General features: G+C 54.6%; 24 protein-coding genes and 1 riboswitch. Of the genes, 2 read left to right on the forward strand and 22 right to left on the reverse strand.

All coding sequences use genetic code 11. From position 1 onward, the window contains the following. Window positions 1–76: 76 nt before the first annotated feature. The 22 genes from cobT to pduF form a co-directional block, all read right to left on the reverse strand. Window positions 77–1,147, reverse strand: coding sequence for a nicotinate-nucleotide--dimethylbenzimidazole phosphoribosyltransferase (gene cobT / locus NA389_RS02775; RefSeq protein ID WP_001193968.1), 1,071 nt, complete (start codon window positions 1,145–1,147; stop codon window positions 77–79). Window positions 1,148–1,173: 26 nt separating this feature from the next. Next, window positions 1,174–1,917 (reverse strand): adenosylcobinamide-GDP ribazoletransferase, encoded by a 744-nt coding sequence (gene cobS, locus NA389_RS02780; protein WP_000040002.1) that lies wholly within the window; start codon window positions 1,915–1,917, stop codon window positions 1,174–1,176. Further along, the gene (gene cobU / locus NA389_RS02785; RefSeq protein WP_000973196.1) at window positions 1,914–2,459 is read right to left on the reverse strand and encodes a bifunctional adenosylcobinamide kinase/adenosylcobinamide-phosphate guanylyltransferase; all 546 of its coding nucleotides are present in this window, start codon (window positions 2,457–2,459) and stop codon (window positions 1,914–1,916) included. Before cobU ends, cobS begins: the two co-directional genes overlap by 4 nt. Beyond that, a complete protein-coding gene (locus NA389_RS02790; protein ID WP_000189660.1) occupies window positions 2,456–3,976 on the reverse strand; it encodes a cobyric acid synthase in 1,521 nt (506 codons plus the stop codon). Before NA389_RS02790 ends, cobU begins: the two co-directional genes overlap by 4 nt. Continuing rightward, window positions 3,973–4,788, reverse strand: a complete 816-nt coding sequence (locus NA389_RS02795; protein WP_000881547.1) for an energy-coupling factor ABC transporter ATP-binding protein — start codon at window positions 4,786–4,788, stop codon at window positions 3,973–3,975. The genes NA389_RS02790 and NA389_RS02795 overlap by 4 nt, the downstream gene beginning before the upstream one ends. 8 nt (window positions 4,789–4,796) lie before the next feature. Next, the gene (locus NA389_RS02800; RefSeq protein ID WP_000147126.1) at window positions 4,797–5,474 is read right to left on the reverse strand and encodes an energy-coupling factor ABC transporter transmembrane protein; all 678 of its coding nucleotides are present in this window, start codon (window positions 5,472–5,474) and stop codon (window positions 4,797–4,799) included. Next, the gene (locus NA389_RS02805; protein WP_000753212.1) at window positions 5,461–5,742 is read right to left on the reverse strand and encodes an energy-coupling factor ABC transporter substrate-binding protein; all 282 of its coding nucleotides are present in this window, start codon (window positions 5,740–5,742) and stop codon (window positions 5,461–5,463) included. Before NA389_RS02805 ends, NA389_RS02800 begins: the two co-directional genes overlap by 14 nt. A gap of 1 nt (window position 5,743) precedes the next feature. After that, the gene (cbiM, locus tag NA389_RS02810) at window positions 5,744–6,481 is read right to left on the reverse strand and encodes a cobalt ECF transporter S component CbiM (protein WP_000764338.1); all 738 of its coding nucleotides are present in this window, start codon (window positions 6,479–6,481) and stop codon (window positions 5,744–5,746) included. After that, window positions 6,478–7,191: a cobalt-factor II C(20)-methyltransferase gene (locus NA389_RS02815; RefSeq protein ID WP_001013563.1), complete on the reverse strand. Its 714-nt coding sequence runs from the start codon at window positions 7,189–7,191 to the stop codon at window positions 6,478–6,480. Before NA389_RS02815 ends, cbiM begins: the two co-directional genes overlap by 4 nt. After that, on the reverse strand, window positions 7,188–7,982 hold the full coding sequence (gene cbiK / locus NA389_RS02820) for a sirohydrochlorin cobaltochelatase (RefSeq protein ID WP_000709792.1): 795 nt from the start codon (window positions 7,980–7,982) through the stop codon (window positions 7,188–7,190). The genes NA389_RS02815 and cbiK overlap by 4 nt, the downstream gene beginning before the upstream one ends. Before the next feature lie 2 nt (window positions 7,983–7,984). Further along, the gene (locus NA389_RS02825; RefSeq protein ID WP_001001975.1) at window positions 7,985–8,776 is read right to left on the reverse strand and encodes a cobalt-precorrin-6A reductase; all 792 of its coding nucleotides are present in this window, start codon (window positions 8,774–8,776) and stop codon (window positions 7,985–7,987) included. After that, on the reverse strand, window positions 8,773–9,498 hold the full coding sequence (locus NA389_RS02830; protein ID WP_000953637.1) for a precorrin-3B C(17)-methyltransferase: 726 nt from the start codon (window positions 9,496–9,498) through the stop codon (window positions 8,773–8,775). The genes NA389_RS02825 and NA389_RS02830 overlap by 4 nt, the downstream gene beginning before the upstream one ends. After that, window positions 9,498–10,553 (reverse strand): cobalt-precorrin 5A hydrolase, encoded by a 1,056-nt coding sequence (gene cbiG, locus NA389_RS02835; RefSeq protein WP_001098918.1) that lies wholly within the window; start codon window positions 10,551–10,553, stop codon window positions 9,498–9,500. The genes NA389_RS02830 and cbiG overlap by 1 nt, the downstream gene beginning before the upstream one ends. Next, a complete protein-coding gene (locus NA389_RS02840; protein ID WP_000004876.1) occupies window positions 10,534–11,307 on the reverse strand; it encodes a cobalt-precorrin-4 methyltransferase in 774 nt (257 codons plus the stop codon). Before NA389_RS02840 ends, cbiG begins: the two co-directional genes overlap by 20 nt. After that, the gene (locus NA389_RS02845; RefSeq protein ID WP_000650985.1) at window positions 11,291–11,869 is read right to left on the reverse strand and encodes a decarboxylating cobalt-precorrin-6B (C(15))-methyltransferase; all 579 of its coding nucleotides are present in this window, start codon (window positions 11,867–11,869) and stop codon (window positions 11,291–11,293) included. Before NA389_RS02845 ends, NA389_RS02840 begins: the two co-directional genes overlap by 17 nt. Further along, entirely contained in the window at window positions 11,859–12,464 is a 606-nt protein-coding gene (locus tag NA389_RS02850; RefSeq protein WP_000958828.1) for a cobalt-precorrin-7 (C(5))-methyltransferase, read from the reverse strand. The genes NA389_RS02845 and NA389_RS02850 overlap by 11 nt, the downstream gene beginning before the upstream one ends. Then, complete coding sequence (gene cbiD, locus NA389_RS02855) at window positions 12,458–13,597, reverse strand: cobalt-precorrin-5B (C(1))-methyltransferase CbiD (protein ID WP_001292922.1); 1,140 nt, start codon at window positions 13,595–13,597, stop codon at window positions 12,458–12,460. Before cbiD ends, NA389_RS02850 begins: the two co-directional genes overlap by 7 nt. Further along, window positions 13,597–14,229, reverse strand: a complete 633-nt coding sequence (locus tag NA389_RS02860) for a cobalt-precorrin-8 methylmutase (protein ID WP_000558994.1) — start codon at window positions 14,227–14,229, stop codon at window positions 13,597–13,599. Before NA389_RS02860 ends, cbiD begins: the two co-directional genes overlap by 1 nt. Before the next feature lie 10 nt (window positions 14,230–14,239). Further along, window positions 14,240–15,199: an adenosylcobinamide-phosphate synthase CbiB gene (gene cbiB, locus NA389_RS02865; RefSeq protein WP_000153654.1), complete on the reverse strand. Its 960-nt coding sequence runs from the start codon at window positions 15,197–15,199 to the stop codon at window positions 14,240–14,242. Beyond that, window positions 15,196–16,575, reverse strand: coding sequence for a cobyrinate a,c-diamide synthase (locus NA389_RS02870; RefSeq protein ID WP_000741262.1), 1,380 nt, complete (start codon window positions 16,573–16,575; stop codon window positions 15,196–15,198). The genes cbiB and NA389_RS02870 overlap by 4 nt, the downstream gene beginning before the upstream one ends. Before the next feature lie 97 nt (window positions 16,576–16,672). After that, a riboswitch (cobalamin riboswitch) is annotated at window positions 16,673–16,847 on the reverse strand. Window positions 16,848–17,172: 325 nt separating this feature from the next. Next, window positions 17,173–18,084: a transcriptional regulator PocR gene (gene pocR, locus NA389_RS02875; protein WP_000622323.1), complete on the reverse strand. Its 912-nt coding sequence runs from the start codon at window positions 18,082–18,084 to the stop codon at window positions 17,173–17,175. Between the two features lie 216 nt (window positions 18,085–18,300). Then, window positions 18,301–19,095: a propanediol diffusion facilitator PduF gene (gene pduF, locus NA389_RS02880; RefSeq protein ID WP_001000023.1), complete on the reverse strand. Its 795-nt coding sequence runs from the start codon at window positions 19,093–19,095 to the stop codon at window positions 18,301–18,303. Window positions 19,096–19,619: 524 nt separating this feature from the next. Between pduF and pduA the strand changes: the two genes are divergently transcribed. Together pduA and pduB are read left to right on the forward strand one after the other, a co-directional pair. Beyond that, a complete protein-coding gene (gene pduA, locus NA389_RS02885) occupies window positions 19,620–19,904 on the forward strand; it encodes a propanediol utilization microcompartment protein PduA (RefSeq protein ID WP_001183618.1) in 285 nt (94 codons plus the stop codon). Then, window positions 19,901–20,713 carry a propanediol utilization microcompartment protein PduB gene (pduB, locus tag NA389_RS02890; protein ID WP_000097500.1) on the forward strand — a complete coding sequence of 271 codons (813 nt, stop codon included), beginning with the start codon at window positions 19,901–19,903 and terminating at the stop codon, window positions 20,711–20,713. The genes pduA and pduB overlap by 4 nt, the downstream gene beginning before the upstream one ends. Window positions 20,714–20,721: the final 8 nt, after the last annotated feature.

Raw genomic sequence — 20,721 nt, forward strand, 5'->3', positions numbered from 1 at the left:
ATATCCCTTCCTTTGTCGCGGCAGGTGTGCGTTAAGTATAGCTTTTTTCTCACACGGCTGGTGTTGTGCGCCCGGGTTATGTTGCGTTTGCGTTCCCCTCCGGCAGGACAATATTACTGGCCGCCAACTCCCCCATGTTGTGGAACATGGCGCACGCGGCTTCCACGATCGGCATCGCCAGCGCCGCGCCGCTTCCTTCACCTAACCGCATCGCCATATGCAAATAGGGTTCCATAGACAAATGCGCGAGCGCGATGCGGGCACCCTTTTCCGCCGAAAAGTGCGACGGGATCAGATAAGGTCTCACCGCAGGCGCAATCTGACAGGCCGCCAGCGCTGCCGAGTAGGAAAGAAAGCCATCCAGCAATACGGGTAAGCCACACCTTGCCGCACCAAGCATCACGCCGGTCATCCCGACCAGATCGAAACCACCCACCTTCGACAACACATCAATGCCATCGCGCGGATTGGGCTGATTAATCGCAATCGCCCGCCGCACGACGTCCACTTTATTATCGATGCGGGAAGGCGGAAGATTCGCGCCAATCCCCACCACCTCTTTTGCATCACTTCCTGTAAAAACGCTGACCATCGCGGCGGCTGGCGTGGTGTTCGCCATTCCCAGCTCCCCTACGCCAAATAAGGTCACGCCGCGTTGCGCCAGGTCGCAGGTGTAGCGGGAAACCTCCAGCAAAAGCGCCTCAGCCTGCGAGCGACTCATCGCCGGGCCAACGGCAATATTTCCGCAGCCGCGCGCGACGCGCATATCAACTACGCCAGGAATAGGTTCAGCATCAATACCAACATCAATGACATGCACCTTCGCACCGGCCTGAGCGGCAAGCACGCATACGCCGGTTGTTCCCCGCGTCATATTCGCCGCCTGAATCGCCGTCACGATTTTGGGCGAAACCGCTACGCCTTCATCCCAGACGCCATGGTCGGCGCACATCACCAGCATCGCCTTTTCACCTACCTGCGGCGTACCGTTAAGCCCCGGCATTCCCGCGAGCTGAACGGCTAAGGCTTCCAGTCTGCCCAGGCTGCCCGGCGGTTTGAGCAGGCCGTCAATATGTTGCTGCGCACGCGCCATCGCCTCGGCGTCCGGCGCAGGAATGTCACGGAGTAAAGCGTGTAGTGTCTGCATAAGATGTCTCGTCCGTAATAATCGGCTCATAACAGAGCCAGCAGAAAGATCAGTTCGCCAAGTTCGATCGCCGCGCCCAGCGTATCGCCGGTTTGACCGCCAAGCGTACGTTTAAGCAACTGGCCAAGGATGAAAATCGCCGCGAGTGTGACCACCATTGCGGCCAGTCCTTGCATACCAGGCAGTAATACCGTGGCGACGATTACCGCCAATCCCAGAGTAATGCAGGTTTGCCGTCCGCTGACTTTACCGATAAATACATTGCCGAGCCCCTCGTCACGGGCGTAGCGATGACGGTACATCAATAAAACGGCGCTGCCACGCCCAGCCGCACAGGCCGCCGCCAGCGCCGCCAACATTGGCGTTCCACGTAACGCCAGTTCGCTGACCACCAGAATTTTTGCCAGTAGCACAAAAATAAGCGCCAGCCCGCCATGGGTTCCCAGACGACTATCGCGCATAATCTCCAGCATTCGCTCACGGCGGCGCGCGGAAAAAATGCCATCACAGGTATCGGCCAGCCCATCCAGGTGAAAACCACCGGTCAGCAGCGCCAGCGCCAGAATACAGAACAACGCCGCTAGCGGAATACCGCACCAGGATTGCAGGAGGATGAAAATCAGGCCGCTTACGCCCCCCAGAATCAACCCGATAAAGGGAAACATCACGATCCCACGCGAATACTGCTCGAAATCCAGTCCCTGCGACCAGCGTGATGGCACGGGCAAGCGGCTAATAAAAGCGAGCATGGCCCAAAACAGCTTACTCATTTAATTTTGACTCCAATACCTGAGACCACCAGCCAGACCTCATCCGCCGCTGCCGCCAGTCGTTGGTTGACCCGACCGGCAATATCACGAAAATGGCGCGCCAAACGATTTTCCGGGACGATCCCCATTCCCACCTCATTTGTCACCAGTACCACTTTCGCCGGGCAGCGCTGGCAGGCTGCAATTAAAATCTGAATTTCATCGTCAATGGCGCGCTCCATCGCCGCGTAATCCCACTGTTCGGGATCGTTTTCTCCTCCCAGCGCAAACAGCAGATTCGTCACCATGGTGGTAATACATTCCAGTAAAATCGCGTCGTCAGGGGCAAGATCCGCGGTAATCAACGTATCAAGATGCCGCCAGCATTCTGCGGTCCGCCAGTGTGCCGGCCTGTCATCTTTATGATGCTGAATTCTCGCCGCCATCTCGTCATCAAGAATCTGCGAGGTGGCGATATACAGTACCTGCGACGCATCGCCAATTAAGGTTTCAGCATGACGGCTTTTACCACTACGCGCCCCGCCCGTTACCAGAATCATCATACCGGCTCCTGATGTTGTTGCATGATGGTATAAATTTTATCAATATCAATATGTTGCCGCATCGCTTCCGCCAGCAGATCAAATTGCCGCGCTTTATGCTCCGCATAACAAAAAGTCGTTTCCCACGGCGCAAGCCCTTTTCGTGCCCGTAACCCATTGACCACCGCACGGGTAAACGCATCGCTGTCAAACAGGCCGTGAAGGTAAGTGCCAAACGCCAGTCCGTCGGCGGTGACCGCGCCATCCGCCACAGAGCATCCATTTTTCTGTAACGTCATGGCCGTACAGCATCCTTCCTGCAGCACCGTTTCCCCCATGTGAATTTCATAACCGCGTACCGGTAGCCCCGCTGCGGCAGCCAGCCAGCCGGGCAGCTCGTCTGACATTGTCGCGTTAACCTGCGTCGTGGTTTTATCCTGTGCAAAGCGAGTGATCGTATTAAGCAGCCCCAGGCCCGGCTGCGTACCCAGCCCCGACTCCACCTCATCCACAATGGTGTCGCCCAGCATCTGGTAGCCGCCGCAAATTCCCATCACCGGCACGCCCTGCCGATGTGTCTGCAATACCGCATCCGCCATCCCGCTTTCGCGCAGCCAGGCGAGGTCGCTCAGCGTATTCTTACTGCCCGGCAGGATCACCAGATCAACGTCAGTCAATGCTTCCGGGCGGCGAATATAGCGTATGCGCACATCCGGCTGCGCCGCCAGAGCGTTAAAATCCGTAAAGTTAGAAATATGTGGCAGTTGCACAATGGCAATAGTGATATCACGGGGGGCGTTACCGCGATATTTATCGTTTTGCAGCGCGACGCCATCCTCATCTTCCAGATCCACATCCAGCCACGGCATCACGCCCAGGACCGGGACGCCGGTAAGCGATTCGATTTGTTCGATACCGGAATAGAGTAGTGCCACGTCGCCGCGGAATTTGTTGATAATGACGCCCTTTACTCTGTCACGCTCCTGTTTATGCAACAGCGCCAGCGTGCCATAAATAGCGGCGAATACGCCGCCCCGGTCGATATCCGCCACCAGAATAACCGGACACTGGGCCATTTCCGCCATTCCCATATTGACGATATCACGATCGCGCAGATTGATTTCCGCCGGGCTTCCGGCGCCTTCCAGCACAATAACGTCATATTCCTGCGCCAGGCTGTTATAGACCGCAAGGATTTGCTCACGCAAACGCGGTTTATAGTCATGGTAACTAACCGCATCCATATTGGTCGCCACTTTCCCCATCAGCACGACCTGCGCCTGGCGATCGCTGGTCGGTTTGAGCAGCACCGGATTCATACGCACATCTGGCGTGATCCCCGCGGCTTCCGCCTGAAAAATCTGCGCCCGCCCCATCTCTTTGCCATCCGGCGTAATACCAGAATTAAGCGCCATATTTTGCGATTTAAACGGCGCGGTACGCAGACCATCCTGATAAAAAATGCGGCATAAACCCGCCGCCAGCACACTTTTGCCGACGTCGGATGCCGTCCCCTGCAACATAACTGCCTGTGTCATGACGCCTCCCTGAATGCGCACTTTTGCATTCGATGAAAAAACTCCGTTTCTGTTTTACACAGCGGCAGTCCCAGTTGGGTATGAAGTTTGACCAGCCAGGGCTGGGTTAGCCCCGCTTGTTCCATCGCTTCCGTACACGCGAAAACCTCGCCAGGCGCGCCATGCGTCAGGACCTGGCCCTGACGTAACACGTATACGGCATCGCTAATTTCATAAATAAGATCGATATCATGGCTGGAGATAATGACATGATTGCCCTGCGCCACAATCCGCCTGATGATAGCAAGCATCTGAGTGCGCCCTGCGGGATCGAGACCAGCAGTGGGTTCATCCAGCAATAGATAGCGCGCCTGTAGCACCAGCGCTCCGGCGATAGCCACACGTTTTTTTTGCCCATGACTCAAACACTGAATGGGCTGATGGCGAAAATGTTGGGCGTCAACCAGCGTTAGCGCCTCGTCGACGCGGCGCGTGATTTCCGCCTCCGGCACCCCCAAATTACGTAAACTAAACGCAATATCGCTCTCGATATCAGTATAAAAAATCTGCTGTTCAGGGTCCTGAAAAACCGTCGCAACTTGCTGGCGCAGCGCCAGTAGTCCGCGCTTGCTGTAATCCAGCGGTTTTCCCTGCCACAACACGGCCCCTTTTTGCGGACGCAACAGGCCGCTCAGGTTCATAAAAAGCGTAGACTTCCCACAGCCGTTCGCACCCACCAAACCGGTAACAGGCGAAAGCGAAAAATCCAGATTTAACCCTTTAAGTACCGGCTCATCCTGATAACGAAACCACAGGTCTGAAGTGGCAAGCATAATAGTCCTTACAGGTGAAAATCACCCTGATACAGTTTGATATCCAGCGTGGTGGTCATTTGCTGATAACGCATTAACACCCGCGTAAACAGGAGTCCAGTCAGCATTGCCAGAGATCGATAGCCGTTCGGCAGGCTGCAATAACCAAAACGCAGCGTTTGCGCGCGACGAATTGCCGCCGCCTCATCCAGAAGAATAAAGAGAAAACGCCACGTTAACAGGATTTGCTCGGTAAGCAGGCGTGGAATATGCGCGCGCTTAAGCAAGCTAATTAACTGCGGAAACGGTAGGTTCATCACCAGCCACAACGTCGCGGACAGCGCCGTCAGGCTACGCCAGAACGTTTCATTCGCCGTAACCACGCCCGCACGGGTAATCCCGATCCAGTATGGCCCGACAGATATGCCAGCCAGCAGCATTTGCGGCTCGCGGCTGATGCTGAAGATAATCGTTATCACGCCGACCAACAAAAATCCAAAAGGTATCGCCATCCATCGACACCAGCGCCAGAGGGATATGCGCAATAGCCAACAGCTCAATCCGGCAATGATCAGCAGCTCAATGCCCTGCCCTACAGGCGGCAGAGCAAACGCCAGTATCATCATCGCCAGCCACAGCAAAAACTTGCGCTGCGGCGCAACGTGTGCCCAGCGGCTTTGATAGCTGAGTCGATCAAGCCCGGTCATCACGGCGTTGTTTACCTTTGCAATACCCCAGGATATAAAAAATCACCGCCGCGCCAAGAGAGCCCTGAAGGGTAAACAGCAGGCTTTCAATTTCACCGCTGGCGGGTTCATATAACGGCTGAAACCAGGGTTTATACTGCGGCGCAATAGCCTGAATCTGGCTTTCCGCTTCGCCGTCTGAACCGCCATATTCACCGCCATGGTTAATAAAAAACGGCAGAATCACCAGCGCCACCACCATCGCTAACAACATCAACGTTTTTTTCATTTTAATGTCCTTGTACGGTAATCACTTGCCGTTTGGTTAACTGATCATAAATCATGACGGTTAATAAACCTTCGGCAATGGCGACAGGAATCTGTGTGAGGCAGAAAATCCCCATAAACTTCACAACAGACCCTGTCGCTCCGGCATGGGGATCGGGAAACGCAACGCCAAGCTGGACTGAAGTCACAAAATAGGTCGCCAAATCCGCCAGCATCGCGCACAGAAAAACGGCGACATCGCGGCGCCGTCCGGCACGGCAGGCCATTTTCCACACCAGATAACCGACAACCGGGCCAATCACCGCCATCGACATTCCATTTGCGCCAAGCGTCGTCAGGCCGCCGTGCGCCAGCAATAGCGCCTGAAACAACAGCACAACCGCGCCGAGAATCGCCACCACCCCGGGCCCGAACAAAATAACCGCCAGACCAACGCCGGTCGGATGTGAACAACTCCCCGTTACCGACGGAATTTTGAGCGCGGACAGGACAAAAATAAACGCGCCGCACAGCGCCAGCAGTACCTTCTGATGATTATCCTCCTGCACAATACGCCGTAAGCGCACCAGCCCATACCACAAGCAGGGTAAAAACAGTAACCACCAGGCCAGCGCCCACACTGGCGGTAAAAAACCCTCCATGATATGCATCGCAAACGCCTGTTGCGGGACAACCATCAGCAATAGCGCTGCAGCCAGTCCACTGAAAGACAACTGTCTAAGCTGCTGTTCAAGTTTCATTCTGCATACTCCCACTGTTTATTGACCAGAATGGTCGAAAAATAGGGCAACGGTCGATCATCGTTGACCTCGTGGAGATGGCGCCAGCACTGCTCGCCGGGCAGCGTGGCCTCGGACATCATTAAGGCGCACTCCAGCAGGCCAGCCTGCGCCAGCAACGCTTTAATACGGGCGAATCGGCCATACACTTTCATCAACACCAGGCTATCATGCTGTTGTAGCGCCTGGGCTATTTCCGCTTCCGGCGCGGTACAAGAAATAACCGCCAACGATTGCCGTTCTATGGCGAGCGGCATTTTCGCGCGGGCGGCTATCGCGGCGAAGGACGTGACGCCGGGGACAATCTCCAGCCACTCCGGGCAGCCGATTCGCTGGAGTAAAAAAATCCAGGTACTGAATAGCATCGCATCGCCCAGGGTAATAAAACCGACCTGTTTACCCGCTTCCACCTCTGCGGTAAGCGCGGCGACAACCTCGTTCCAGACCGCTTCTTTCTCGGCGCCATCAGCGCTCATAGGGAAATGGCAACAACGTACTTCCGTCTGCTCGCCGAGATAGTCGCGCACAATCGACAGCGCCAGACTATCGCCCCCCTTACGACCGGCGGGCGCATACAGAATGTCCAGCGAGCCAAGAATCCGCGCTGCGCGGACGGTTATCAGGTCGGGTGCGCCTGGCCCGGTACTTAATGCGTATAATTTACCGTTCATGCCGCCTCCTCTACCGCCATGTTCAGCGCCTGGTGCAAATGCGCGACAAACATCGCCCGGATAGCCGGGTTTTCTCCCAGCCCGCTCAGCCACGGCGTCGCCGGAATTCCCGCCGCGTTAAAGCGCATTTTCCATGAGTCGCCGTCGTCTGAAGCCATATCATTAATGGCGTGATCGCCCGCTACCAGCATTAATGGCATCAAATGTACGCCGGTGACGCCTTCGTCACGCAGGCTGTCGATCAGGATGTCGACCTCCGGGTAGCTTTCTACGGCGCCGACGCGCGCCGGAAAGCGCTGCGCGGTCATCATATGATCGAGGCAGGCATAAGCTGCGAATGCGTGATGGCTGGCGCCGTGGCCCATAAAAACGACTTTCTCCGTTTGTCTGAGCGATGGCATCTGTTGTCGCAACGCCTGCATTAGCTGCACATAATCGTTATGGCTGCTCAGCAGCGGCACGCCCAGCGTCAGGCGAGTGAATAACGGACGCAAGGTTTGTACTTCACGGACAATTTTTTCATATTCGTCGCCGTTAATAATGTGCAACGACTGAATCGCCACGTCCTGATATCCCTGTGCGGCAAGCTTTTGCAAAGCCTGTAATGGCGTATCGATGTCGATACCGTCACGCTGGCGAAGCTTGCGAATGATCATTCCGGAAGTGAAGGCGCGAAACAGGTCGCGATCGGGACAGGACGCCGCCAGATCACGTTCGCACGCCACAATGTTTTTTTCACAGGTGTCGTGATAGCTGGTGCCAAAACTGACCACCAGAAGCGCTTTTTTCATTTTTACTCCTTAGCTGCGGCCAGCCAGCGCGATAAACGCTGCGCAAAGGCGGCCTGGCTTTCCAGTAACTCATCACCCGTCACAAGTGGCGTCGGGCGCGCAATAACGATGCAGGGAATGCCCGCATCCAGACAGGGCTGAACTTTTTCCTGATATCCCCCCTCCGCGCCGGACGCTTTGGTAATGACCACGTCGGCCCGGCACTGGTGGTAAAACGCGGCGTTAAAATCAGCGCTGAACGGCCCACACAATGCGAAAATTTCTCCAACGCCGAACCCCAGTTCGCTGCAGCGTTGAATCACCTCCGCCACGGGCAGTACGCGCGCCAGCAACGTTTTTTCCGCCAGCCCGGCACGCCAGACGGCCAGATCTTTACTGCCGGTCGTCAGTAACACGCGCGGACCAAAACGCCTCGCTATCTCGCAGGCATCGGCAATACTGCGCGCCGTATAGAGAAGCGGATGCGTCAGATTGCTAAGCTGCTCCGGACGCTGATAACGACTTAACAACACGCCTGCCGTTTCACAGGCGCGAAGGAGGTTATGGCTGACCATTTCTGCATAAGGATGCGATGCATCTATTACCCAGCGAGTACGGTTTTCTTTTAGCCAGGCGACCATCTGCCCGTACTCCAGACGACCACAGCGCACCTGTCCTTTAATGTCGCCAGCCAGCGCTTTTCCGGCTGGCGTCGCCACGGATAAGGTGTATGCGACGTTCGCCGCATCCAGTTGTCGGCATAACGCGCGCGCATCGCTGGTGCCGCCCACCACCAGCACATCTCCCTCATTCACAGCGTGTAACCTCGCGGCGTTATCATCAGCCCATCCTGAACATAGGTCGTTTTATTACCAACGATGACCAGACTGGTCATATCTACCGGTTCAAAATCCATATCGCCGAGCGTAGTCAGCCATTTTTCCTCTTTCTTACGTCCGGCGGATTTCACCACGCCAACCGGCGTTTGCGCGCTTTTACTGGCGGCAAGCAGGTCAAACGCGCGCGCCAGATGCCCTTCGCGCCCGCGGCTGCGCGGGTTGTAAAAACAGATAACAAAGTCTGCCTCTCCGGCGGCAACGATGCGCTTTTCAATTACCGGCCACGGGGTCAGCAGGTCGCTGAGGCTGATATGGCAGAAGTCATGCATCAGCGGCGCGCCCAGTAAAGAGGCGGCGGCGATGCTGGCGGTCATGCCAGGAATGAGCCGCACCTCGACGTCCAGTTTTTGCTTGCCGACCAGTTCCAGCACCAGACCCGCCATGCCGTAAATTCCCGCATCCCCGCTGCTGATGAGCGCGACGTTATGCCCGGCCTGCGCCAGTTCAATAGCCGCCTGGCAGCGTTCAATTTCCTTACACATGCCGGTCTTGATCACCTGTTTATCGCCGGTAAATGCTTTAACCAGATGGGTATAGGTTTTGTAGCCCACGACGATTTCCGCCGCCTGAAGCGCCTCAATCGCCTCCATCGTCATCATTGCCTGCGAACCGGGGCCAATACCAATTACGCTCAACATCAGTGTGCAACTCCTAAAGTAATAGTGACGCCCTGTTCTCGCAGGGTCTCGCCTAACAATTGTCCCTGGCTTAATAACCACGCAGCCGGGCCGGATACGCTGCCAACGCCCACCGTTTTTCTGACGAAGCCAGAACCGGGAAAATGGTGTTCGAATTCGCGCAACGCTTCGGCGGTAAAGGTTTTAAAAGGCACGCGGCAGCAGGAGGCGAGCTGAATAAGCCCCGGCTCCCCTTTTTTGAGCGTGACGCTGCCAATCGCTTTTAACGCCAGCGGATCGAGTTTCTGCGCTTCAAGCTGGCGCGCCAGTAATGTCGCTAACAGGGGAAATGGCGTATTGCGGCGACAGCCAATTCCCGCCACCACACGCTGGGGCACCAGTTTCCAGTGCAGTACGGGAAGCTCAGGGAGGTCATTACGCAAAGAGACGCAGATAAGCGCATCCAGCTCAGGCAACTGCTGCAAATCATCAACAGGGATAAAACCGCGAATATCGCACTGGCCGATCTCTTCCGTTAGTTCGGCATCCCACCATAACCCCACCCGTTGATGACTGACCAACATCTGGTTAACGGTTTTTACCGCCGTTCGAAGATCGGTCATACGGGCGTTAAGCTGGAAAGCTAAGGTGTCCAACGCGGACATCTCATTGACATCCGTTGCCGTGGTAATCACCGGATCGGCGCCTAACATTCCTGCCAGGTAGCGCGTCAAGGCATTGGCCCCTCCCGCATGACCGGAAAGCAGGCTAATGACATGCTGACCACGTTCATCAATGACGACCACCGCCGGATCGCTGAACTTGTCGTTCACTAACGGCGCCAGGACACGAACGGCAATGCCGGTCGCGCCGATAAAAATAAGCGCGGTATAAGTGGTAAAAGCCTGCCGGGCGGTATTAGCGAATCCGCCATCGAAGGGAATAAATCCCTCTTCCCGCAGTTTTTCACTGGTAAAGCAGGTTAACGGCAGCATCGCGGCGAGTCTCTTTGCCAGCGCCACGCCGCCGGGCGTCAGGCAAAACAACGCAATGGATTCAGGCTTTACGGTATTCATGGCTAAAGTCCGCTGCATAGAGTCTTGAGTAGTGATACTCCTTACCCAGAAAATTCCCGACCAGGATTAGCGCCGTCTTACGGATGCCAGCATCACGTACTTTGTCGCTAATATCCGCTAACGTGCCGCGAACGGTCTGGCTTTCCGGCCAGGTAGCCTTATAGATGACCACGACAGGCGTAGTTGCCGGATAACCGCCGGCAATGAGACGTTCCGCCACCCGGTGAATACGCTGAACGGAAAGATAAATCGCCATCGACGTCTGGTGACTGGCGAACGCCTCCAGTTGTTCGCGCGCCGGTACTGGCGTGCGCCCTTCCAGACGGGTAATAATGAGACTCTGCGATACCTCCGGTACGGTATATTCCACACCCAGCTCCGCCGCAGCGCCGAGAAACGAGCTGACGCCAGGCACTACCTGCCAGTCGATACCACGGCGGGTTAACTCTTCGCCTTGCTCACGCACGGAGCCGTACAGCGAGACATCGCCCGTTTGCAACCGCACCACCGTTTTTCCCGCTTTCACGCCCGCAGCCATCAGCTCGATAATCTGCTCAAGATGCAGTTCGGCGCTGTCGTAGCGTTCTGCCTGCGCGGAGCAGTAATCCAGCAGTTCGGTATTGATCAGCGAACCGGCATAGATAACTACCTGCGCCTGTTGCAGCAGGCGGTAGCCTTTAAGCGTGATCAGCTCGCGATCGCCCGGCCCGGCGCCGACGAACCATACACAGCGTGGATCAAATGTCTCTGACATGGTTTTCTTCCTTCTGACAGGCGATAACAAAAACAGGATTGTTCGGTTTGAAATAGTGTCCCGCCCCCAGCGGCGTTAACGATGAAAGCTGAAGCTGTACACAGTCCATTCGACATGCGCCGATGTGCGCAAGATGCGCCAGCGCGCTATGAAGGTTTTCCTGCAAGATAAAGGTCATCACCAGACGGCCACCGGGATGCAGATGGCCCATCGCCCAGTCAATCAGCGCCGTCAGATGACCGCCGCTGCCGCCCATAAACACCGCATCGGCTTTCCCGGTTATGGTCATTGGCGCTTCGCCGGGGAGAATATCGATATTGCCGCAGGCAAAGCGCTGACGATTCTCATCAAGCAGCCGTAGCGCGGCAGGATTACGCTCGATAGCCGTCACCTGCAACGAAGGAAACTGCAGCGCCGCTTCAATTGAGACGCTTCCCGTTCCCGCCCCGACGTCAATCAGGTGACTGGCGCGGTGGAGCTCAAGTTTCGACAGCGCCAGCGCCCGTACCGCCTCTTTGGTCATCGGTACGTTCTCGCCGCGCAGAAAAAGCTCATCTTTCATCCAGGATCACCACTGCATTCATTTCATAGTCGGCGTTGACCGCACTGACGGGTAGCCAGTGGATCCGCTCATTTTCCATCGCCAGCTTTTCACCAATCACCATTAAGCGATGCCCTTTGCCCCGCGCGACCAGTTCCCGCGCGATTTCTCGCGGCCCGCAGCGGGCATCCGTGACCATCGCCACTTTGCGATGGTTCGCTAACTGATCGAAGCTGACGCAACGACCGTGGCTACTGGTCAACCACATGTCATTCATATCAATTCCAGCCTGTGCGCACAGATACTGTACGGCGCTGATGCCAGGGATAATGCGAACCTGTTCGATACCAAAATGCGCCACCAGGCGTGTACCGATGCCATAAAACAGCGGATCGCCGGAGGCCAGCACCACGATCCCTTTATCCCGACGGGCGGCAATCCATGACAACAACGCGCCAATATCCGCGCCCAGCGTAAATCGTTCGCCGCCAAACGCCGGAAACTGCGCCAAATGCCGTTTACCGCCTGCCAGCGCATCGGCGTGGTCTATCGCTTCCAGCGCCGCAGGCGTCATCAAATGCTGTCCGGCGGGCCCCATTCCCACGACCGTTAGCATTGCAGCTCCTTAGCAATCTCGTCGACGGGACGATTACTGCCGAGAATATGGTTATCAAAAGAAAACAGGATGGCGTCGCAGACAGGCGGCGTTTTGGTAAAACGCAGCATCTGCATGACTCGCAAACAAATACGCCTGGCAAGATGGTTATAGATATGCCCGAAGCCATATGCTTCAATGTGCTCCATTGCCGCTTCAGTGGTATCGCAATCGCTGACCAGGGTGAGTAACTCCAGCGGCGCGCCCAGTAAAGCTAAATGCGCGACCAGCGTTTCCATGCGCGCATCGGCAATATGGCTATGGGTATGAAAGATCCCGGCGGCGATTTTGATCAATTTTCCAGGATGCCCCACCAGCACTATCTGGCAAAATCCCAGCCGTACCGCCTCTTCAATCATGTAGCCGACAAAATTGCTCATGGTGACGACCGCCTGTGTGTCGACGCCCATTTGTTCGCGAACAAACCGTTCGCCGTGGTTGCCCGGCACGAGTATCACCCGCGTTAATCCTGACGCCCGTTTGATCTCCAGTTCCAGCGATAGCGAGCGTTTCCAGCTTTCTTCCGACATCGGCGTCACAATGCCGGTAGTGCCAATAATGGAAATGCCGCCAAGAATGCCAAGCCGCGAGTTATACGTTTTTTGCGCCCGCGCTTCACCTTCCGGGGCAAAAATCTCCACATCGGCCCCACGCGCCGGGCCTATCGCTTCGCGCACCGCAGATTCAATGGTATGACGCGGCGTACGATTGATGGCGGCGCTCCCGAGGGGTAGTCCAATCCCTTTACGCGTTACCGTACCAATACCTTCGCCGCCAGTGAGCGTAATCTCACCGCTGTCGTTGAGCGTAACGCGGGCAAAAATCAGCATTCCGTGCGTGGCATCCACATCATCGCCGCCATCTTTACGAATTGCGGCTATCGCCTGTCGGCCTTCAATGTGCGGCGACTCCACGTTCAGGCATAGCGTGACGCCCGACGGCGTGACGATGGAGACCTGATGAATCAGATGTTGACGCAATACCATCAGCGCGGCGACTTTTGCCGCCGCCGTCGCGCAGGAACCGGTGGTATATCCTTTACGTAACGCTTTACCGTGGCGCCAGACCGGCGCGTCAAAAGAAAGCTCGCTCATCAGGCCTCCCGGAGGTGATAGAGCAGCGCATTGACGATAGCGGCAGCCACGTTACTGCCGCCTTTACGCCCTAACGCGGCAACCGCGGGAAAATGGCTATGGGTGAGCGCCTCTTTGGACTCCGCCGCGCCGACAAAGCCTACCGGTACGCCCACCACGCCGCTCACCGTCACGTTATGTTCAAGCAAACGGAACAGGGCCGTCGGCGCATTACCGAAAACAAAGAGCTTGTTTTTCTCCTCCTCGGCGATAGCGATATCGACGGCGGCCATTGAACGGGTAATCCCCTGCGTTTTTGCGGCGCGCACCACGCGCGGATCGCTGATATAACAGCGACACTCGCTACCAAACGTCGCCAGTAATCTTTTATTAATGCCGGACAGCGCCATCGTGGTATCGGTATAAATAATGCATGGTTGACGTAGCGCATCACAAAGCTGCTCCAGCGCATCGGCAGAGAACCACAAAATGTCCAGCCAGTCGAAATCGGCGGTGGTATGAATAACCCGCTTGATAATGGCCTCATGGAGCGGACTGGCGAAACGGTAATCAGGACGCGTTTCGCGAATAATGTCGCTAATAATGGTGAAACTGTTGGCCTCAATGGTTTGGGGCTGCTGGATATAATGCATACTGTCGTCCTCAGGCCACACCAGATAACCCGCACCGCGCCGCAATAAACAGCGCCAGCGCCAGGGTTGAAGCGACCCACATCAATCGAATCGTTCGAGAAATATCGTCCACGGAAATATCGCGCTGCGCGTCGCCGATCCAGGGCTTGTCCACACGCTCGCCAAAGTAGTTATTTGGGCCGCCGAGCTGGATTCCTAAGGCGCCGGCCACACACGCTTCCGACCAGGCGCAATTTGGGCTACTGTGGTTATAACGGTCACGCCAGCCAATACGCAGCGCCCGCCAACCACTCAGGCGACACAGTCCTGCCGCAATGCCCAGCAACAGCCAGCTCAGTCGGGCAGGAAGATAGTTCGCTACATCGTCCATACGGGCGCTGACCATACCAATCGCCCGGTATTTTTCATGTTTGTAGCCCACCATTGAATCCAGGGTATTGACGGCTTTGTAGGCCATCGCCAGCGGCGCGCCGCCGAGAAAGAGGAAAAAGAGCGGCGCGATAATGCCGTCAACGGTGTTTTCTGCAACCGTTTCCACCACGGCGCGATTGATCTGCGCTGGCTGAAGTTGCGACGTATCGCGCCCGACGATCCAGGAGAGTTTTATTCGGCTTTCCGCAAGGTCGTTCTCCCGCAACGGTCGTTCAACCTCCTGCGCGGCGCGGGCCAGAGAGCGTCCGGCCAGCGTGGTAAAGATCATCCAGACTTCGACGCTCCAGCCAAACCAGGGGTGAATCCGCTGCGCCAGCGCCAGTACGCCCCATGCCACGCCCCAGGTCGCCCCGACAACCACAACCCACATTACGCCGCCGCCAATCCGCAGCGCTTTATCGCCGGGACAATAGCGACGCACAATACGCTGCACAAACGTGATTAAACGACCTATCCAGCGTACCGGATGGGGCCAGTGTTGAGGGTCGCCGATGATAAAATCCAGCACCCAGGCGATACACCAGGCAAGGATCGTCATAATATGCGCCTCGCCGCCGCCAGCCAGTGCTGCAACATTTCCGGACGCTGGGCGAAATGGACGTGCAGATAGCTGGCAAACGTGTTGCCTGTCTGCCAGCCGCCGGTCCATTCCTGTAACACGCGACCATCGCGAACCTTACGACAGGCCATAACGGCGGGTGTTTCGGGGATAAAATCTGAGTAGTGAAATTCATGGCCGCGCACTATCTCACCAGGCACCGCCAATAGCGTTGGCTGCATAGCTTGCGCCTCACAGTAACCAAAGCGGGTAAGTCGCTTACCCATTTTGCTGTGACCGGGGATAATATTCGCCATCTGATGAATTTCCCCGCCGCTATCCTCCAGAGTGCTCCCCAAATACATCAGACCGCCACACTCCGCGTAAATCGCCACGCCGCGCTGATGCGCCGCCCGCAAATGTTTTAACATCGCCGTATTTGCCGCCAGCTCTGCGGCGTATAATTCGGGATATCCACCGCCCAGCCAGATCATCTGACAATCAGGCAATGCGCGGTCATGCAGTGGGCTAAAACGCACAATGTTAACGCTGGCACGCTCCAGCAAATCGATGTTATCGGGGTAATAAAAGTTAAAGGCCTCATCATCCGCCAGAGCAAGCGTCAGCCCTGCCCCCGCTGTGTTATCGGGGCGCTCAGGCCACATTCCCGTCGGAAGCGCTGATAACACGCTCAGCGAGAGTAACGCATCCACATCCACTGTTTGTTCCAGCGTGGCGGCAAAATCATGCCATGATTGCTGATTGACGAGGGATTCTCTGGCAGTAATCAACCCCAGGTGGCGTTCAGGTAATGCGACGCCGTCGCAAGGAGGGACATACCCCAGTACCGGCAGTGAGCAATAATGTTCAATGGCATTTTTGAGGAGCTGATAGTGGGCGTCGCTAGTGACGCGATTCACAATCACGCCCGCGAGGTTGAGGGTCGGGTCGAAGTGCTGAAATCCCATAACGGTAGCCGCAAGCGACGTTGAAACAGCCTTGCCGTCCACCAGTAGGATGACCGGGCAACCAAGCTGTTTCGCCATTGCGGCTGTACTGCAATAATTGGGGTCGACGCCATAGCCGTCATACAGCCCCATGACCCCTTCAATGACGGCGATATCCGCCTGCCGCATTTGTTCGCAAAATAAGGCGTTGAGAACAGGAGGAGGAAGCATGAAACTGTCAAGATTACGGGACGCCACGCCACAGATAGCGGTATGCCAGCCGGTATCAAGGTAATCTGGCCCAACTTTAAACGGCTGTACGCGCAGCGCGCGTTTTTGCAGCAGCCTCAACAAACCAAGCGTCACCGTGGTTTTGCCGCAACCGCTTCCTGTGCCTGCAAGAATAAATGCGTGATGCCTTGCCGCCATTACCCTGATCCTGTTCAGGGTGGTAGGGGTATACAGGTACGCGCATGTTCAGTCTTTCGACTGTACGCGTCTTCGCAACCCACTTCCCACCGAAGTTGTTGGTTATCACCGACAGGCAGGTCTTCTGGCTTAGCGTCCTCCTCGCCCGTCCTTCCCAATCTTGCGATCAGTGGTCTTTACGGGGTCGTCAGCATCACAGCAGCGGGGGCTGCGGGGGATTTTCACCCCCTTCCCTACCACAAATGTGGCAAACCTGTTGGTTTACGTTATGGCTGTACGGCACACCCATAACGGCAATTAATAATGTGCTACGTTTTACATTTCTGTGAGCAATAACCTGAGCGGTTGCTCATCTGACGTTAATCTACTCATCCTTACCGGTATATTGACGATAAAACGTATCGACAAAGCGTAATAAAACTTATCTTTCCTGACACTGTACTTCATCACAAAAATAAAAACTGGTGCAGTTTATGCCCTAAATTTTATTATTTTGTTGCGCTATGACAATTTATTGTTACACCAGATAAATTTTCTTTCTGAAATGATTAAGATACAAAACACTATCAAAAATCGGCAATAGCAAAATATTGCTATTCATAACGATGGAGGATGAGAATTCTCATTTATCTGCTGGCGATAAGCCTGCGGCGTAACCTGATAGGTCTGGCGGAAGACTTTACAAAAATAGCTGGTTTGCGAAAAGCCTAAATTACGCGCAATACTGGCAATACTCCAGTCACTATGGCAAAGCAATTCTCTGGCGCTAACCATTCTCTGGCGGTTCACCCACGCATTAAATCCGATTCCCTGATATTTCTTGAATAGCTTACTGAAGTAATAGGGGCTGAGATAGACATGTGAGGCGACATCCTCAAGACGAAGATCGTCGGACAAATGCGCATCAATATAGCGAAGCGCTTTTTTCATTTTACTGTCATGCGGAGTGGGACCACGAGCGGCTTTATTTGCCTCCGATTGCTGCGGATTGTCTTTGATAACCACGAAATTGAGCTGTTTTTTCAGGCAATTCTCAACAATCAGTTTAAGGAGATCGGCGGAAGCGATAACGCGTGAATAGTCCATCTCTGGCACATTCCGAAATTCATTCAAGAGCTCAGGGTCAGCCTGCCAGCGATCGTCGACATTAAGAATGTTTACCAGCTCCACGTCATTACTTAAACGAACCTGCCCGCATAAAACAAAGCCAACTAAATGCCCTGCGATTACCAGCGGAATAGAAAAATCCGTTAGACCGGCATGACAACGATAAATACAGGGTTGATCGGACTTCGATGCCTCCAGTCCCCCGCAGCGATCGCTCATACGACAACGTGTACTATGCTGGGGATGCTGCCGCATCAACTGACAAAACGGCGTGAAATTGAATAGCTCAGATATTTCATCACCATGAATATTGACAACCACAACCGCCAGACCGGTGGCTTGTGCAAAATCCTGTGCGATTTTATTAATGAGTTCTGAGTTCAGAGCGCTCGCAGAAATCATGATAAAACCCCTCAGTTAATTTATTGTTATAAACAAAACACATTATTTACATTTACTTTTTATTAGCATTATCCTGGCCCTGATAAAAAGTACAATGACAATATCAAAAGTCTCCCATTGCTGGGAGACGTTTTGATCAGTTCGTGAAAGCAGATCACGAAATTATCTCACCTGTTTTTACGATACATCATTGCTGTGAATCTGGTTCGCATTTTCTTACAGTTCACAGCGGTTACAAGGTAAATTCTTACCAATAAAATAGCGATATATGGCTGCTCCGGCACAGGCGCCGATAACAGGCGCGACAATCGGCACGATAAAATAAGGGATCTCTCGCCCACCGCTCATCGCCATGTTCCCCCACCCCGCTAACCATGTGAACAGTTTGGGACCGAAATCACGCGCCGGGTTCATTGCAAAACCGGTAAGGGGTCCAGTAGACGCGCCGATAACGGCAACCAATATCCCAATAAGCAAAGGCGCAAGCGGCCCTTTAGGAATGCCATTGCCATCATCCGTCAATGCCATGATCATGCCCATCAGAATCGACGTAATGACCACTTCCACCAACGCAGCCTGCCATACATTTAGCGCTGCGGCCGGATAGGTACTGAAAATGCTGGCTAATTGCAAACTTTCGACGCTACCGCGCACCATATGATGCGCAGTCTCAAATTCAGTAAAAAGGCTACTATAAAGCACATACGCCAGCAGAGCGCCGCCAAAAGCGCCGGCAAACTGGGCAATAATATAAGGCAATACTTTCTGTTTGGGAAAGCAGGCAAACAGCCACAGCGCAATCGTCACCGCAGGGTTAAGATGTCCGCCGGAGATCCCGGCCGTAAGGTAAACGGCCAGTGAAATTCCAAGCCCCCAAATAATGCAAATCTCCCATAATCCGAGGCTGGCACCTGCGACTTTGAGCGCACTCAAACAACCGATACCAAAAAACAAAAAGAGTCCGGTGCCTAAAAATTCCGCACCACATTGCGCCTTTAGAGAATCATTCATGTGACACCTTCTGAGCAAAGTTCGTGTCCTGGCCAGCGCAAGTTTCGGCTGGCAGTAGAGTACAGCTAACCTCACTATAAAAAGTGCCGCCTGTAAATTGTTGGCAACCTGCGGACCTGTCTCCCGGAAAAATCGTGTTGCGATAGCAAAATTTTGCTTTTCCGATATTTTTATCAGCCCATCACACGGGAAATTTGAGCTATAAAATACGCCTGTGGAAATAATAAAATATTGCACAAGCCAACTTATCAATTTCGAATAAGCATCACATTTTGCGTCTTTCGCCATATCAAATAAAAATACTCTCGTCACTAACAAAAATGTAAAAATGAAATAATAAAAACAAAATAATCATATAGACAATAATAAATTAAATGTAATTTATCAATAAGTTATAAAAATAAAAGGCAATTTAATCATATTGCTTTCCCATTATTTTCTGATGTTCAATAGCAAGTCAGCCATTCTTTTTCCTCGCATCTTCTTATAGTCCCCACTATCGGAACACTCCATGCGAGGTCTTTATGCAACAAGAAGCACTAGGAATGGTAGAAACCAAAGGCTTAACCGCAGCCATAGAGGCCGCTGATGCAATGGTTAAGTCAGCCAATGTGATGTTAGTGGGCTATGAAAAGATTGGCTCCGGGCTGGTAACCGTCATCGTGCGCGGCGATGTTGGCGCGGTCAAAGCGGCCACCGATGCAGGTGCCGCAGCCGCACGCAACGTGGGTGAAGTGAAAGCCGTACACGTCATCCCACGCCCTCACACCGATGTAGAAAAAATCTTACCGAAGGGAATTAGCCAATGAGCAGCAATGAGCTGGTGGAACAGATCATGGCGCAGGTGATTGCCCGTGTGGCAACGCCGGAACAACAGGCCATCCCTGGTCAACCCCAACCTATACGAGAGACGGCTATGGCAGAAAAAAGCTGCAGTTTAACGGAATTTGTCGGGACCGCCATTGGCGATACCCTGGGCCTGGTTATCGCCAACGTCGATACCGCCCTGCTGGACGCGATGAAACTTGAGAAGCGCTATCGTTCCATCGGCATTCTCGGCGCCCGCACCGGCGCAGGCCCGCACATTATGGCGGCGGACGAAGCGGTGAAAGCCACCAACACCGAAGTGGTCAGCATTGAGCTGCCGCGCGATACCAAAGGCGGAGCGGGCCACGGTTCGCTGATTATTTTAGGCGGTAACGATGTATCCGACGTCAAGCGCGGTATCGAAGTCGCGCTGAAAGAGCTGGACCGCACCTTCGGTGATGTTTACGGCAACGAAGCCGGGCATATCGAGCTGCAGTACACCGCTCGCGCCAGCTACGCGCTGGAAAAAGCGTTCGGCGCGCCGATTGGCCGTGCCTGCGGTGTCATTGTCGGCGCTCCGGCTTCCGTCGGCGTACTGATGGCTGATACCGCCCTGAAGTCAGCCAACGTTGAAGTCGTGGCGTACAGCTCTCCGGCGCACGGCACCAGCTTTAGTAACGAAGCCATTCTGGTGATTTCCGGCGACTCCGGCGCGGTCCGTCAGGCGGTGACCTCCGCCCGCGAAATCGGCAAAACCGTCCTTGCGACCCTCGGTTCTGAACCGAAAAACGATCGCCCGTCCTACATCTGATACCCACG

This window comes from Salmonella sp. NW645, assembly GCF_051703725.1.
GTDB classification, from domain to species: Bacteria; Pseudomonadota; Gammaproteobacteria; order Enterobacterales; family Enterobacteriaceae; genus Salmonella; species Salmonella enterica.

Coding starts and splice junctions, on each gene's coding strand:
- cobT (WP_001193968.1), bottom strand. CDS start 1,147: ATGCAGACACTACACGCTTTACTCCGTGACATTCCTGCGCCGGACGCC.
- cobS (WP_000040002.1), bottom strand. CDS start 1,917: ATGAGTAAGCTGTTTTGGGCCATGCTCGCTTTTATTAGCCGCTTGCCC.
- cobU (WP_000973196.1), bottom strand. CDS start 2,459: ATGATGATTCTGGTAACGGGCGGGGCGCGTAGTGGTAAAAGCCGTCAT.
- NA389_RS02790 (WP_000189660.1), bottom strand. CDS start 3,976: ATGACACAGGCAGTTATGTTGCAGGGGACGGCATCCGACGTCGGCAAA.
- NA389_RS02795 (WP_000881547.1), bottom strand. CDS start 4,788: ATGCTTGCCACTTCAGACCTGTGGTTTCGTTATCAGGATGAGCCGGTA.
- NA389_RS02800 (WP_000147126.1), bottom strand. CDS start 5,474: ATGACCGGGCTTGATCGACTCAGCTATCAAAGCCGCTGGGCACACGTT.
- NA389_RS02805 (WP_000753212.1), bottom strand. CDS start 5,742: ATGAAAAAAACGTTGATGTTGTTAGCGATGGTGGTGGCGCTGGTGATT.
- cbiM (WP_000764338.1), bottom strand. CDS start 6,481: ATGAAACTTGAACAGCAGCTTAGACAGTTGTCTTTCAGTGGACTGGCT.
- NA389_RS02815 (WP_001013563.1), bottom strand. CDS start 7,191: ATGAACGGTAAATTATACGCATTAAGTACCGGGCCAGGCGCACCCGAC.
- cbiK (WP_000709792.1), bottom strand. CDS start 7,982: ATGAAAAAAGCGCTTCTGGTGGTCAGTTTTGGCACCAGCTATCACGAC.
- NA389_RS02830 (WP_000953637.1), bottom strand. CDS start 9,498: ATGTTGAGCGTAATTGGTATTGGCCCCGGTTCGCAGGCAATGATGACG.
- cbiG (WP_001098918.1), bottom strand. CDS start 10,553: ATGAATACCGTAAAGCCTGAATCCATTGCGTTGTTTTGCCTGACGCCC.
- NA389_RS02840 (WP_000004876.1), bottom strand. CDS start 11,307: ATGTCAGAGACATTTGATCCACGCTGTGTATGGTTCGTCGGCGCCGGG.
- NA389_RS02845 (WP_000650985.1), bottom strand. CDS start 11,869: ATGAAAGATGAGCTTTTTCTGCGCGGCGAGAACGTACCGATGACCAAA.
- NA389_RS02850 (WP_000958828.1), bottom strand. CDS start 12,464: ATGCTAACGGTCGTGGGAATGGGGCCCGCCGGACAGCATTTGATGACG.
- cbiD (WP_001292922.1), bottom strand. CDS start 13,597: ATGAGCGAGCTTTCTTTTGACGCGCCGGTCTGGCGCCACGGTAAAGCG.
- NA389_RS02860 (WP_000558994.1), bottom strand. CDS start 14,229: ATGCATTATATCCAGCAGCCCCAAACCATTGAGGCCAACAGTTTCACC.
- cbiB (WP_000153654.1), bottom strand. CDS start 15,199: ATGACGATCCTTGCCTGGTGTATCGCCTGGGTGCTGGATTTTATCATC.
- NA389_RS02870 (WP_000741262.1), bottom strand. CDS start 16,575: ATGGCGGCAAGGCATCACGCATTTATTCTTGCAGGCACAGGAAGCGGT.
- pocR (WP_000622323.1), bottom strand. CDS start 18,084: ATGATTTCTGCGAGCGCTCTGAACTCAGAACTCATTAATAAAATCGCA.
- pduF (WP_001000023.1), bottom strand. CDS start 19,095: ATGAATGATTCTCTAAAGGCGCAATGTGGTGCGGAATTTTTAGGCACC.
- pduA (WP_001183618.1), top strand. CDS start 19,620: ATGCAACAAGAAGCACTAGGAATGGTAGAAACCAAAGGCTTAACCGCA.
- pduB (WP_000097500.1), top strand. CDS start 19,901: ATGAGCAGCAATGAGCTGGTGGAACAGATCATGGCGCAGGTGATTGCC.